The organism is Methylobacterium sp. J-048 (assembly GCF_022829515.1).
In the GTDB taxonomy this organism is placed as follows: domain Bacteria; phylum Pseudomonadota; class Alphaproteobacteria; order Rhizobiales; family Beijerinckiaceae; genus Methylobacterium.
On the sequence record NZ_JAKSYL010000243.1, the window covers coordinates 102295 to 116466 of the forward strand.

The window sequence follows — 14172 nt, forward strand, 5'->3', positions numbered from 1 at the left end:
CAAACCCCTCACGGCCGGGTGAGCCAGGTGCCGTAGAAGCTCGGCCGCCCGACCGCCTCGAAGGCCAGCCCCTTGACCAGGGGTGAGGCCGCGAAGGCCTGGGGCTCCTCGAAGATCGGGATCACGTAGGCTTGGTCGAGCAGGTATTCCTGGACTTCGCCGACCAGCCGGAGGCGCTTCGCCCGGTCCGGCTCGCCCGCAATCGCGTCGAAAAGGCCGTTCAGCCTTTCGTCGACGAAGGCCTGGACCTTCGTCGACGATCCGCCCTTCTGGAGGAGCGCGTCGCGGTTCTTCGGATAGAACTGGCTTTTGATCACGTCCGGGTCGGCGCGGCCGACCATCACGGGCGCGACGCCGGTCTTGAGCGGGTCGAGCATGTCGAGGGTGCGGCTGCCGGAATCGCCGGCGAGCACGGACAGCTTCACGCCGACCTTCGCCCATTGCTGGGCGACGAGCTGCAGCATGTCCTTGTTCTGAGGCTGCGGCAGGGATTCGTAGGCGGTGAGCGCGAGTTCGCGGCCGTCCTTGCGGCGTATGCCGTCGGGGCCGACCCGCCAGCCGGCTTCGTCGAGAAGCTTCCGCGCGGCCGCCTCGTCCGGCGCGAGCTTCGCGGAGAGATCGCGGTAGCCGGTCGCCGTCGCGGCGATCACCGACGTCGCGCGGGGATAGTGGTCCGAGTAGAGCGTGTCCACGATTTCGCGGGTGTCGGTGGCGAGCGTCAGCGCCCGGCGCACGCGCAGGTCCGCGACCAGCGGATTGTCGGGCCGGAAGGCGATCGAATTGTTGACGCCCCGCGTCGAGGGCGCGGAGATCGGAAACCCTTTCGCCTCCACCTCGCGCTCGTCATAGGCCTGGATCTGGCGGATGACATGCGCCTGACCGGCCAGGAGCGCGCCGATCCGGACGCTGTCCTCCGGCGTCACGATCAGCTTGATCCCGTCGAGATAGGCCCGCCCGCCGTGGCTGGATTTCGGCGGCCCCCAGGCATAGTCCTTGCGCGCAGCGAACACGATCTCGCGCCCGAGCGTCTCGCGGACGACGACGAACGGTCCCGAGCCGACGATCCGGGTCGCGTCGCCGAGCTGATCGAAGGGCAGGCTCAGCGTCTTCGGCGCGACGAGCCCCGAGCCGATGACCGAAGTGGCCTGCAGGAAGCCCGGCGCGGGCTTGGTGAAGTGGAAGCGCACCGTGAGCGGTCCGAGCACCTCGCTGCGGGCGTAATTGTTGACCGCCTCCGAGACCGGCAGCTTGAGGTCCTTGTTGCCGAGACCGAACGTGTCGAAGTTTTTGGCGACCGCCGCGGCGTCGACGGGGGTGCCGTCGGAGAAGGTCACGCCCTCGCGGATCTCGAACGTGTAGGTCGTGGCATCTGCGTCGACCGTCCAGGACTTGGCGATCCACGGTTCGATCTCGAGGGTCTCTGGGTTCTGATAGGTGAGCTTGTCGGTGATCTGGTTGAGGACGCCGCCGTTCGGGTAGAAGCCGCCTGCCGGGGGATAGAGGTTCGAATGCGCCTGCTGCTCCAGGTAGACCAGCGTGCCGCCCTGCACCGGCTCCTCCGCGGCCGAGGCCGGCGCCGCGACGAACGCCGCCAGCACGGCCGCAACGGCGCCGAGGGCGGCACGACGCGTCGCCGCATCGCCGCCCCAGCCTATCCGGCGCCGGCTCGCTTCGTCCCTGGCCATCTACGATCTCCCGTCTCCCACCATAGAGGGCCGGCGTTTGTCGCGATGCAATAAGCGTCGATCACAAAACTAAATCCTTCTATCCAGCCAGGATTTCAGGGAATGACTCATCCATTGCTTGCCGGGATTTTGTAAAGAACCATCGCTTTGTTTGCAGAGGACCTTCGTGGCACGCTGCGCAGCTGTGAACGGCTTCGCTTCCGAACGGCGAAGCAGCGAGGATGGACCTGCCGCATGCCGCTCAGCCTGGACCACATCGTCATCGCCGTCGCCGATCTCGACGCCGCGATCCGGGATTACGAGGCGCTGGGCTTCACGGTGATCCCGGGCGGCGAGCATGCGGGCGGCGTCACCCACAACGCCCTCGTGGTCTTCGCCGACGGCACCTACCTGGAATTGATCGCGTTCCGCCGGCCCGATCCGGATTCCCGCTGGTGGCGGCTGCTCGACCGGGCGGGCGAAGGCTTCGTCGATTACGCGTTGCGCCCCGACGATGTCGGCGCCGCGATCGCGCGTGCCAACGCGCGCGGCCTCGATTTCGAAGGGCCGTTCGACGGCGGTCGCGCCCGCCCGGACGGCGCCGTGCTGCGGTGGCAGACGGCGCGCTCGCCGCGCTCGGACGTGCCCTTCCTGTGCGGCGACCTCACGCCCCGGGCGCTGCGGGTGCCGGAGGGCGCGGCTCGGCACCACGCTAACGAGGTCTCTGGCATCGCCGAGGTCGCGGTCGCCGTGAGGGATCCGGCGGTCAGTGCGCGACGGTACCAGGCCCTGCTGGCCACAGACCATGGACAAACAGCATTCACTCTGGGCGGCAGCGTCCTTCGGCTCGCGGCACGCGAGTCGGGCATTGAGGTCGCGCGGGCTCTCGACGCAAGGGACGAGGGGCCTTACGCCGTGCGGTTCCGGTCGCCCGGCCCGGCGGCGGAGCTCGATCTGGCCCGCACGCACGGCGCGCGCCTTCACCTCGGCGCCGCCTGATCCGGCTGACGGCCGATTCCCTCAGCCGAGGGGACCATGATAGCTCGGCTTCGGATCGGTTCCGACAGCCGGGCCCGACCACGCGCCCGATCGGCGCTGGAGGCCGGGTGCGGGATCGGGCTGCGGCGTCCGGTCTCCATCGACGCCAGGCTGGGAGAGATACCGCTCGCCGCTATCGGCAACGATGGCGACGATGGTCCGGCCCGCATTCTCCGGCCGTGCGGCGAGTTGGGCTGCCGCGAACAGAACCGCGCCCGAGGACGGCCCTGCCGTGAGCCCTTCATCCCGCGCCAGCGCCCGAGCCGTGAGCCGAGCCTGGGCCGTCTCGCACGCGATCACCGCGTCGACGACGCCGGGATCGTAGTTCCCGGGAAGATGCTGCGCGTCCACCTCGGTCACCTTGTGCACGCCCTCGACGGTGTCCACGTCCGGATGGTCGGGGGTCGGGACGGACCCGGCCGCCGGCTCGACCACCACCACCTTCAGGCTTGGCTTCTGCGCTTTCAGGTACCGGCCGGTGCCCGAGACCGTGCCGCCGGTTCCCACCGCCGACACGAGGATGTCGACCGCTCCCGCCGTATCGCGCCAGATCTCCGGCCCCGTCGTTTCGAAATGGATGCGGGGGTTGGCCGGATTGCCGCGCTGGTTGGTGTAGAAGGCGTCCGGATTCGCCTGTCGCATCCGATCGATGATGAGGTCGACGGCGCCGGGCTGCAGGAACTCGGCATCGTCGATCAGGATCGTCCGGGCGCCGTACTGATGGATCAGGGCGATCTTCTCGGGGCTGGTGGAGGCGCGCAGGTAGAACTTCGCCCGGTAGCCTCGGGCCGCGGCCAGGGCCGCGAGCCCGATCCCGGTATTGCCGCTGGTGAGATCGACCAGCGTCTGGCCGGGCCGGAGATGACCCTCGGCCTCCGCGGCGCGGATGATCCCCCAGGCGGTGCGGTCCTTGATGCTGCCGGCCGGGTTCAGGTACTCGATCTTCGCCAGGATGCGGCAGAGGCCGCTCTGCCCGCCGTCGAAGCGCTTGAGCTCAAGCAGCGGCGTGTTGCCGATCAGCGCGCCGAGATGATCGGGCCACTCGCTCACGCGTCGATCTCCGTCGTCCGGACCGATCGGTTCGGCGGCTGCCTCCGGTGCCGAGCCGGCCGGCTCCGCTCCTGACCGGCGTGCGGATCGGAATCGTCGGGGTCGCCCAGTATCGGGAAGGCGATCTGCCGGATCGAAGCCTGCGCCATCGCTCAAAACTTCGGCAGGCCGGGCGGGTTGGTCTCGGAGCGCGGCAGCGCCTCCTCCTCCAAACCCCAGCGGGCCAGGGCCCGGCCATACGTACCGTTGGCGATCAAGTCGTTGGTGGCGAGCGTCAGCGCATCGACCAGGCCGCTGCCCTTGCGGGTCGCGATCGCCACATCCGATGTCAGCGGCCAGCCGGCGCTGAGCGTGCCCGCCTGCCGGATGGGCGATCAGCGAGGGCGGCGGCTCGCGCAGCGCGCCGCGGGCGTAGTAGCGCTCGACGTGGCGCTGGACGAAGGACAGCACGCTCAAGACCACGAGGTACCAGACCGTCGCCACCATCAGCAGCGGGATGACTTCGAGGTTGCGCCGGTAGATGACCTGCACCGTGTAGAACAGATCCGGCAGCGCCAGGATGTAGACCACCGAGGTATACTTCGTGATCTCGGTGATCTGATTGAACGCGGCCGGCAGGATCGAGCGCATCGCCTGGGGCAGCACGATCCGGGTGATCTGCCGACGCCACGGCAGACCCAGCGCCGCCGCGGCTTCGAGCTGGCCCTGGTCGACCGAAAGGAGGCCGCCGCGCACGATCTCCGCCGAGAAGGCCGCGGTGTGAAGGGTGAGGCCGAGCACCGCCGCCAGGAACGGCGTGATCAGCTGGGTCGTCTGCCAGGGTCCGAAGCTGATCCCGGTGAACGGCACCCCGACCGAGAGCGTCGGGTAGAGGTATCCGAGGTTGTTGAGGATCAGCAGCAGCACGATCAGCGGGACCGAGCGGAACAGCCAGACGTACCCCCAGGACAGGCCGGCGAGCAGCGGTGAGCCGGAGATGCGGGCGAAGGCCAGGAGGCCGGCGAGCAGGAAACCGAAGACCGCGCTCATCAGGGTCAGGAGCAGGGTACGCCCGAGCCCGGCCAGGACCGGTTCGGCGAAGAACCACTCGGCGAAGACCTCCCAGCCCCAGCGCGGGTTGGTGAGGACCGAGTACAGGATCGCCGCGATCACCAGACCGGCGAACACCGTCCCGATGCTGCGCGCCGGATAGCGCGCCGGGACGATCCGGGCGCGGCTGAAGTCGCGGGCCGAGCCTGGATTGCGGGCGTGCCCGGGCAGGCTCGCCACGTCGCTGGCGAAGGTCATGTCAGGCTCTCTCGGGGCAGGGTCTCGCGGGGCAGGGTCTCTCGGGATGGCCGTCTCGGCGGGGCGGAACTCAAGCGGGGCAGTGGCCGGTCTCCTGGGCCTCGATGATCAGTGCGCGCAGGGTCAGGCCCTGGCGGGCGTAGTGCCGGAAGATCTCCACCCGGCCGCGCCGGCGGTTGATGCTTTCGAGCTCCGGCAGCAGCGCCGCGGGGAGCGGCGCGTCGAGCGGGAGGCCCGAGAGGTCGACCTGGCCGCCCAGCATATCCGCGAGCTTGAGGCGCCCCTGATCGTAATCGATCCGCGCGTGCTTCTCCCGGAGCCGACGGGCCACGTCCGCTTCGGACTCGCCGATGACGGCGTGGAAGGAGTTCATCACGCGCGGCAGCGCCTCGCCGCGCCCGTAGGCGGTGGCGCGGCGACGAAGCTCCGTCGCGAAGGCGACGGCGCCCTCCAGGGTCGGCTGCGCGGTGTAGACGATCTCGGCGTAGCGGGCTCCGACATCCACCCCCGCCTCCGACTGCCCGGCCTGGAACAGCACCGGCCGCCCCTGCGGCGGCGGCGGGATGTTCAGCGGCCCCGCGACGGCGAAGTGTTCCCCGCGATAATCGATCCGGTGGAACTTCGCTGGATCGACGGCGATCGTGCCCGAGTCCTTGCGGTGGGCCGCATCCCGCGCGTTCGCGTCGAAGAGGGCATTGACGACCGCAATGAACTCCGCGGCGCGGGCGTAGCGCGCCTCCGGGCCTGGGAGCGCCTGGCCGAAATTCTCCTCGCCGACCGAGGAGGTCACAGCGTTCCAGGCCGCGCGGCCGCCGCTGACATGGTCCAGGGTGCCGATCTGCCGGGCGAGATTGTAGGGATGGTGGAAGCTCGTCGATACGGTCGCGACCAACCCGATCCGGGATGTCGCCTGACTGAGGGCGGCGAGCGCGATGAGCGGTTCCTGTGCGCCGGCGGTTCCAGCCAGGCCAGCCGGGTCGATCTGCAGGAGGTCGGCGGTGAACAGGCCGGTGATCTTCTCGGCCTCGGCCTTGCGGGCGAGTTCGACCGCGCGCTTCACGCCGACCGTCGGATCGGCGTCGTTCGACGCGGCGACCACGTTGGCGGCACCGACGAGGGTCTTGAGGTGCCGGGGACGCAGCGCGGTCATGACCGGCGCCGAGCCGCAGGGGCGGCCGTCGCAGCCGCCGAGCGTTCCGCACGACAATGGCGCGGACACGGAGAAATGGTCGCGGGACGCGACGGGCGCGGCCTCAAGGGAAGGTGGCGCAGGTGCCAACCCTCGTCCGGGCTCGGCGAGGTCTGGACCATGCGGCTCAGGCCGCCGCCGCGTGGCGATTCGCGAGGCGATCCAGCACCTTCCGTTCCTGCGCCTCCTTCAGGGCCAAGACGCGCGCGGTCGCCTCCTCGAAGGAGGCGGCGGGCGGATAGAGCGGCGCGTTTCCGGCCTGGCCTGCTCGGCTCCCGATGCGCTTTTCGAAGGGCAGGGAGCGGTACAGGGTGGGATCCACCGCCGTGTCGAACAGCGGCCGATAACCGAGCGTGCCATAGAGCGCGGTCGCCTCCGGTTGGCGAAACCCCGTCGTCAGATAGGCGCGCGTGTAGCCGAGGCGGCCCGCACTCTCCTCCAGCGCGGCCACGACGCGTTGCGCCAGCCCCTGGCGGCGCAGGTCGGCCCGGGTCCAGATGCGCTTGAGTTCCACAGTCTCGTCGTCGTGGCTCATGAAGGCGCCGCCGGCGATGGTCTCACCATCCCGGACGATCAGCAGGAAATCGCCGAGCGGCGGATGATAGACCTCCGCCGGGTAGCGGAGGATTTCGGACCATGCGCCCCCGGCACGACCCGCCGTGCCGTAGCGGCTGTCATACTCGGCGACGAGCGCCTCAAGGAGCGGTTGCGCTGCCGGCTCCAGGGGAGATGATCGGATGATGACGCCAGCCAAAGCATGCCTCCGTCAGAGATTAACAGGATGCTGAGACGCGGAATGTGCGGTCCGATCCGGGCTGTGCGCCGATGACGCCCGCTCGTGCCTTCGATTTGGCCGCGATCACGCTCATCGGAGCTTAGATCTTGGAATTGTTGAACGATCCGAAACACGAAAAATCGCTTAGAATTACGCAATTTTTAACTCGATTATGCATGCTATAATATGGTATAAATTATACTTTGCATGTTATGTAAGTCAATGAAGTTTCACTTCATATTGCGCTGGCATTTTAGAACGTTAATCTATTGTAGAAGACAAAAATAGGTATCGTGTTCATTTCCGGCGTCGTTCTATCCCAGCACAAGAATCGACCCTGCCGCACGGATTGTATGACTTGCGAACCACTACGCTTGGATTCGACGCGAAAGCGTTGGCCTTCCCAGCCAACCCGGCGTCGCAGCCGTGCGAGAAGCAGGGAATCGCGGCCAGGATCGGGACGTCTAGGTAGCGATTCACCGAAGAATGCGCCGTCGTGCACGGCCAAACTGGGTTGGTCGATGCTTGGAACTCGACAAACTCGTGCACTGTCAGGTCTGTAGTGGTGGGTAGAGTTTACGGAGCTTGATGCGGGCATTAGCGGTTGTGAAGCGCCAGTCAGAGCGGATGGCCGCCGTGTTGCGTCGGTCCTGCCAAGCCTGGACGTGCCGATCCAGGGTGTCTTTGCGAGCGAGCTCCTCTTCCGTCAGCGTCACACGATAGCGCGCACCCGTCGCTGCCTCCCGCCTTCACATCAGCAGATCCGGGCAGGTGATCACCGACGGCGTCGGGGCGACGGCCGTGATCGTCGAGTCCATCGGCGGCGCGGGCTCGATCCGCGGATCCGGGACCGCCTACAGCAACCCCTTCGTGACGCAGGGCGGCGCGGGCGGCACCGCGCGCCTCGACCTGTCCGGGACGATCCGGACCTCCGGCGACTACGCCCTCGGCGGCCTCGTCCAGAGCATCGGCGGCAACGGCGGAAATCAGCCCGATGCCGGTGGGCAGCCCGGCGCCCGGGGTGGCAACGGCGGCACGGTCACGGTCACGCAGAGCGGCACGATCGTCACGGCGGGCGATTACGCCCTGGGCCTCGTCGCGCAATCGGTCGGCGGGCCGGGCGGCAAGGGCGGCGGCGGCGTCTTCGGCGGCGGCAGCGGCGGCGATGCCGCACCGGGCGGGACGGTAACCCTGACCAACAGCGGCACGGTGACGACGTCCGGCGCGGGGGCGAGCGGCCTCGTCGCGCAGAGCATCGGCGGCGGCAGCGCCCTTTCGGCCCTGCCGCTGTCCGCCCTCGAAGTGGTGTCCAAGACCACCGGCGGCGGAGCCGGGGGCATCTCGTACTGGTTCGGCCGCGGCGGTGCCGGTGGCACCGGGGGCGCGGGCGGTCCTGCTACGATCATCAACGACGGGGGCCGGATCACGACCGAGGGCGAGACCGCTTTCGGGGCCCTGGCGCAGAGCATCGGCGGCAGCGGCGGCACCGGCGGCGGCGCCTTCCCGGCGGGCGCCTTCTTCTCGATCGGCCTGGGTGGAAGCGGCGGCGGCGGCGGCGATGGCGGCCTCGCCCGCTTCACCGGCCTGGGCGGCGCGATCGAGACCGGCGGGGACGGCTCGACGGCCGTGCTGGTGCAGAGCATCGGCGGCGGCGGCGGGGTGGGCGGCGACGTCAAGAGCATCGCGGCCGGCGCAGTGATCTCGGCCTCCGTGGCGATCGGCGGCAGCGGTGGGAAGGGCGGGAACGGCGGCGAAGCACAGATCGACAGCAGCACGACCGTGACCACCGCGGGTTACGCGGCCAACGGCCTGTCCGTCCTCAGCATCGGCGGCGGCGGCGGGGTCGGGGGCGTCGCGAGCGCGACGGCGATCACGGCGCCGCTGGTGACGCCGAGCGGCAAGTCGCTGCCGAGCTTCGCCTTCTCGGCGGCGATCGGCGGCTCGGGTGGGGATGGCGGCAACGGCGGCACCGCGGGCCTCGTCAATACCGGCCAAGTCACGACCTACGGCAACGCGGCGGTGGGCCTTCTCGCCCTCAGCGTCGGCGGCGGCGGCGGCATCGGCGGCGATGCCGCCGCCTATGCGCTGGCGGTCGCGCCGCCGGGCGAGATGGCCGTAGCCACCTCCGCGACGCTGGGCGGTACGGGCGGCGGCGGCGGCAATGGCGGCACCGTGAAGGCCGAGAATCGCGGTGTGGTGCGCACCTCGGGCGACGGCGCCATCGGCATCGAGGCTCAGAGCATCGGCGGCGGCGGCGGCAATGGCGGCGGCGCCACCGCGACGAGCAACAGCCTCAGCCTTCGCCGCAACGTCAACGCGTCGCTAGCCATCGGCGGCACGGGCGGCGGCGGCGGCACCGGCGGCACGGTCACGGTCACGCAGGCCGGCAGCGTCACGACTGGTGGTGCCTACGCCACAGGCATCCTCGCCCAGAGCATCGGGGGCGGCGGCGGCAACGGCGGCGCCGGCTCGACGCTGGCAGCCCCCGGCTTCTCCCTCGACAAGACCGTCAACGGCCTCCTCGGCAAGCTTCCGATCGCCGATTCCCTCACGCTGACGACGACGGTCGGCGGCGGGTCCGGAACCGGCAACCGGGGCGGTCTCGTCGCGGTCACGAACCAAGGCATGATCACGACCGGCGGTTCGGATGCGTCCGGCGTCGAGGCCCAGAGCATCGGCGGCGGCGGCGGCAATGGCGGCGGCACGTCGGGTTCGGCCGTGGGCAAGCTCGCTATGAGCCTGACGCTCGGCGGCAAGGGCGGCATCGGCGGCAGCGGCAGCGACGTGACCGTCACCAATACCGCGGCCGGTGTGATCACGACTTCGGGCGACGGATCCCATGGGATCATCGCGCAGAGCATCGGCGGCGGCGGCGGCACGGGCGGCAGCATCGCGGCGCGCGAGGATTCCGATCCCGACGCCGTGGGTACGATCTGGACGCAGATCAAGCAGGCGATCGGCGTCACCGCCTATCAGGCTTGGGCGAAGGACAAGAGCAACAAGGAAGACAAGCAGGCCCTCGATCAATTCCTGAAGGACATCAAGACCAGCGACACGTACAAGAGCCTGGCCGACACGCTCAAGAACTCGGATTTCGGCAAGGCGCTCAAATCCTACAGCGGCAGCATCACGGGCTATCTCGACGCCCAGAAGAAGGGCGCCGCCAAGCTGCGGGACGTCTCGGGCACGCTGGCGCTCGGCGGCGACGGCGCGCAGGGCGGGAGCGGCGGCACCGTCTCCATCGAGAATGCCGGGACGATCGCGACGTGGGGCATCGGTTCCCACGGCATCGTCGCGCAGAGCATCGGCGGCGGCGGCGGCCAGGGCGGGCTCTCCTTTGCGGAGGCCACCAATAAGGCCAACGGCACGGTGACGCTCGGCGGCTCGGGCGGCAGCGGTAACACCGGCGGCACGGTCAAGATCGTCAACACCGGCCTCGTCGCCACGGCGGAGGACGCCGCCTACGGCCTCTACGCGCAGAGCATCGGCGGTGGCGGCGGCAATGGCGTCGCCGGCAGCGTCGCCAACAGCAGCGCGAACAAGGGCCTGACCCTCAACCTGACCGTCGGCGGCTCCGGCGGGACCGGGGCCCATGGCGGATGGGTGCAGGTCGAGAACCGCGGCACGGTGACCACCACCGGCACCGAGGCCCATGCCGTGGTCGCGCAGAGCATCGGCGGCGGCGGCGGCAGCTTCTCCGCGCCGTCCGCCGACACGGCCGACGTGCAGAGCGATACGCCCGCCGCGGAAAACGGAACGGTGGCCTCTGCCAAGGGCACATCAGAGGGCAAGGCCCAAAACAGCGATGGCAAGAGCGGCGATGGCAAGAGCGACGCAAGGGCGCTGACGGACGCGCTGCTCTCGGCGCTCGATATCGATCGGATCGCTCCTTCGGAGGACCCGGCGGGCGTGTCGGAGAAATCCGGAAGCCTGACGCTCGGCGGCTCCGGACGCATGGCGGGCAACGGCGGCAGCGTGACGGTCGTCCAGTCCGGCACGATCGCCACGAGCGGCTTCGGGGCCGTGGGTATCCTGGCCCAGAGCATCGGCGGCGGCGGCGGGCTCGCCTCGGTCGCGGCCGGCCCGGGCGGTCACCGATACACGTTCGGGATCGGCGGCACGGGCGGCGCCTCGGGGAATGGCGGTCCGGTCACGGTGAATCTCACCGCGGGCGCGCAGGTCTCCACCACCGGAGACGCGGCGCCGGCCCTGCTGCTGCAATCGATCGGCGGCGGCGGCGGCTATGGCGGCGTGCATCAGGTGATGGGCTACGCGGTTCCCTATGCGCTTCGGGACGGGTCCAGCGGCGATGGCGGGGCGATCCGCGTGACGCTGGACGACGGCGCCGTGATCCGCACGACCGGCGCCCAGTCCCACGGCATCCTGGCCCAGAGCCTGGGCGGCGGCGGCGGCCTGCTCCTCGACCTGTCCGGCCCGGCCAGTTCGGCTTCGGCGGTGTCGGGCCAGAGCAGGCCCGGCTCCAGCGGACAGGGCGGCGACATCGACATCAGGTCGACCGGGTCGATCATCGCGTCGGGTCTGGATGCCTACGCGATCTTCGCGCAATCCGGGGTCCAGCGCACCGACGGCAGCCTCGAGCCCGACCCGGCCCGGGGCGGCCGGATCAACATCCGGGTGGACGGCCTCGTCACCGGCGGCAGCGGCACCGGGGCGGCGATTCGCGTCGATGGCGGTCGCTACACCACGATCGACATCGATCAGCGCGCCGTGGTCAGCGCGGCCTCGGGCCGGGCCATCGTCGGCGCGTTCAGCGCCGGCGAGATCAACAATTACGGCACCGTGATCGGCGACGTTGACCTGATCGGCGGCCAGACGGGGGGCGTCACCTTCGTCACGGCGGCTTCCACAACACGGGGGCGACGTCGGCGATCCTGCGCACCGGGCCAGAAGGCGTCATCGCGCTGGGTCCGAGCGGCCGCCTTCACAACAGCGCCATCCTCGACATCGGCGGCGTCGGCACGCTCGCCCGGGCGACCGTGACCGGCAATTTCGAGCAGAGCGCCTACGGGCGCCTGCTGGTCGACATCGCACCTCTGGCGCCGGAGGGGGGCCTGCGCAGCGACCTCCTGACCGTCACCGGCACCGCATCCCTCAAGGGCATTGTCGAGCCGCATCTCATCGACGGGCTGCTGCCCGGGCGGTACACCTTCCTGCGGGCCGGCCAGATCCTGGATGCCAGCGCCATCGCCACCGGCGGCAGCATCCACTCGGGCGCGGTGCCGATCTCCTGGGCGCTCGTGTCGACGGGCGACAGCATCGCCCTGACCCCGCAGGCCCATTTCACGGCGCCGGTCGGCGTGACCCTCACCTCGGACCAGCGCAGCGTCGCGCAGGGCCTGCAGGACGCCTGGGACGGCAACACCACCAAGCTCGGAACCCTCTACGGGCGCTTCCTCTCGGTCGACAGCCAGAAGGCCTATGCCGCCGCCCTGGACGAGCTGAAGCCTGAGTCCAACCAGGACATCCTGACCGACCGGACGCTCGACACCCGCAAGGGCCTCCAGCGGGCCATGAGCTGCCCAGCCTTCACCGGCACCGGCACGCTCCTGCGCGAGGGCGAGTGCGTCTGGGGCCGCATCACCAGCGCCCACACCACCCAGTCCGGGACCGCGGACGACGGCGGCTATCACCAGACCGCGCTCAGTTACCAGAGCGGGCTCCAGACCGAGTTCGCCCCGGATTGGTTCTTCGGCCTCACCGGCGCCTATACCCGCGCCATCCAGAGCGACCCGGACCGGATCACCGGGACGACCAGCGATGCCGGCGACGTCTCGGCGGCGCTCAAGCACCAGATCGGCCCCTGGCTCCTCGCGGCCTCGGCCAATCTCGGCTATTCCTGGGCCGACAACAAACGCCTGATCGACTTCGGCGGCCTCACCGCGACGGCGCGCAGCAAGTCCGGAATCCTCACCGCGGGCGGCCGGCTGAGGGCGAGCTATCAGATCCTGTTCGGGGACTGGTACCTCAAGCCCTACGCCGATCTCGATCTGCTCTACAGCTACAGCCCGGCTTATTCCGAGACCGGCGCCCCGGGCTTCAACCTCGACATGCGCCCGGTCGCCAAGACGCTGGTGGCGTTCAGCCCGATGCTGGAGATCGGCGGCCGGATCGACCTCGACGACGGGCGCTGGGTCCGGCCCTTCGGCACGCTGGGCGTGACCCTCCTCTCCGACGACCACTTCACCGGCAAGGCGAGCTTCCAGGGCACCGGCGCGCTCGGGCTGTTCGCCACGGAATCGGCGATTCCCGACCGCCTCGGCGAGCTGGGGCTGGGCTTCCAGATCAGCCTCGGCGGCGGCCTCGAGGTGACCGGCGAGTATCAGGGCCAGATCGGCGACCACTTCCTCTCGCATGCCGGAACCGCCCGGATGCAGCTGCGCTTCTGATGGGGCTGCTATCGATCACGCCACGACCGATCAGCAGTGATCCCGCCGATCAACGGCCGCATCAGCTGCGCGACGGTGCATCGGGCCACTGCCCAGGCCATACCTGAGGGCGAACACCACCCGGGGGGCGGATCAACCCTTGGATCAATCAAGCTTTTCCAGGGAAAGCACCGAGCGAGACGCGGGCGACCTCGCGCAGGGCTCCGCGGGTCGCTCCGGATGACGCGATGACACCCATGCCGGAGGCGACCGTCGAAAGGAACCGGGCCAGCGCCACCGGCTCGGAATCGTCGGGTAGGTCACCGTCCGCCTTCGCCTGGGCGAAGCGCTCGAGGAGTTCCGTCTCCGTCTGCGCCCGGCGCGATGCCAATTCGAACGGAATGTTCTCCGAACCGGCGCCGCAGGCCAGGCCGCCCTGAACCAGGAGGCAGCCGGGGGGATTGGCCGGGTCGGTATGACTCTCGGCGATGCTGCTCAGGAAACGTTCCGCCACGTCGCGCGCGGTGGGACCGGCGAGCACGTAGCGCATGTGTTCGGAACGCCTGAGAGCGTAGCGGTCGAGCGCGGCCTTGAGCAGGCCTTCCTTGCTGCCGAACGCGGCGTAGAGACTGGGTGCCTTGATGCCCATCGCCTTCGTCAGCATGGCGAGGCTCGCACCGTCGTAACCGTGGCGCCAGAACACCTCCATCGCTTCGTCGAGGGCTTTGTCCATGTCGAAGGACCGGGGCCGCCCCATCACCATTGTCTGCTGGCTCCAACTTT

General features: G+C 69.7%; 8 protein-coding genes and 2 pseudogenes. 3 read left to right on the forward strand and 7 right to left on the reverse strand.

Annotated elements, in window-relative coordinates; genetic code table 11:
- Nucleotides 1–8: 8 nt before the first annotated feature.
- The gene (locus MKL09_RS24700) at nt 9–1685 is read right to left on the reverse strand and encodes a TIGR04028 family ABC transporter substrate-binding protein (protein ID WP_244024641.1); all 1677 of its coding nucleotides are present in this window, start codon (nt 1683–1685) and stop codon (nt 9–11) included.
- A 234-nt stretch (nt 1686–1919) separates the two neighbouring features.
- Between MKL09_RS24700 and MKL09_RS24705 the strand changes: the two genes are divergently transcribed.
- Entirely contained in the window at nt 1920–2663 is a 744-nt protein-coding gene (locus MKL09_RS24705; RefSeq protein ID WP_244024643.1) for a VOC family protein, read from the forward strand.
- A gap of 21 nt (nt 2664–2684) precedes the next feature.
- Here MKL09_RS24705 and MKL09_RS24710 read toward each other — a convergent pair whose 3' ends face one another.
- The 5 genes and pseudogenes from MKL09_RS24710 to MKL09_RS24730 form a co-directional block, all read right to left on the reverse strand.
- Entirely contained in the window at nt 2685–3752 is a 1068-nt protein-coding gene (locus MKL09_RS24710) for a PLP-dependent cysteine synthase family protein (RefSeq protein ID WP_244024679.1), read from the reverse strand.
- 152 nt (nt 3753–3904) lie between these two features.
- Nucleotides 3905–4120: pseudogene (locus MKL09_RS24715) on the reverse strand (ABC transporter substrate-binding protein); the annotation flags it as partial.
- 13 nt (nt 4121–4133) lie between these two features.
- Nucleotides 4134–5039, reverse strand: a pseudogene (locus MKL09_RS24720) (amino acid ABC transporter permease); the annotation flags it as partial.
- Between the two features lie 70 nt (nt 5040–5109).
- Nucleotides 5110–6189, reverse strand: coding sequence for an NtaA/DmoA family FMN-dependent monooxygenase (locus tag MKL09_RS24725; protein ID WP_244024645.1), 1080 nt, complete (start codon nt 6187–6189; stop codon nt 5110–5112).
- Between the two features lie 166 nt (nt 6190–6355).
- On the reverse strand, nt 6356–6982 hold the full coding sequence (locus MKL09_RS24730; RefSeq protein ID WP_244024647.1) for a GNAT family N-acetyltransferase: 627 nt from the start codon (nt 6980–6982) through the stop codon (nt 6356–6358).
- 792 nt (nt 6983–7774) lie between these two features.
- Here MKL09_RS24730 and MKL09_RS24735 point away from each other — a divergent pair.
- Both MKL09_RS24735 and MKL09_RS24740 read left to right on the forward strand, forming a co-directional pair.
- The gene (locus tag MKL09_RS24735) at nt 7775–12004 is read left to right on the forward strand and encodes a beta strand repeat-containing protein (protein WP_244024649.1); all 4230 of its coding nucleotides are present in this window, start codon (nt 7775–7777) and stop codon (nt 12002–12004) included.
- On the forward strand, nt 12001–13410 hold the full coding sequence (locus MKL09_RS24740) for an autotransporter domain-containing protein (protein WP_244024651.1): 1410 nt from the start codon (nt 12001–12003) through the stop codon (nt 13408–13410). Before MKL09_RS24735 ends, MKL09_RS24740 begins: the two co-directional genes overlap by 4 nt.
- Nucleotides 13411–13558: 148 nt before the next feature.
- On the opposite strand, the gene MKL09_RS24745 is transcribed toward MKL09_RS24740, so the two are convergent.
- Entirely contained in the window at nt 13559–14152 is a 594-nt protein-coding gene (locus MKL09_RS24745; protein WP_244024653.1) for a TetR/AcrR family transcriptional regulator, read from the reverse strand.
- Nucleotides 14153–14172 lie beyond the last annotated feature (20 nt).

Excerpts from the sequence above, each read along its gene's own strand:
- MKL09_RS24745 (WP_244024653.1), bottom strand. The coding sequence starts at position 14,152 with ATGGTGATGGGGCGGCCCCGGTCCTTCGACATGGACAAAGCCCTCGAC.
- MKL09_RS24705 (WP_244024643.1), top strand. The coding sequence starts at position 1,920 with ATGCCGCTCAGCCTGGACCACATCGTCATCGCCGTCGCCGATCTCGAC.
- MKL09_RS24725 (WP_244024645.1), bottom strand. The coding sequence starts at position 6,189 with ATGACCGCGCTGCGTCCCCGGCACCTCAAGACCCTCGTCGGTGCCGCC.
- MKL09_RS24700 (WP_244024641.1), bottom strand. The coding sequence starts at position 1,685 with ATGGCCAGGGACGAAGCGAGCCGGCGCCGGATAGGCTGGGGCGGCGAT.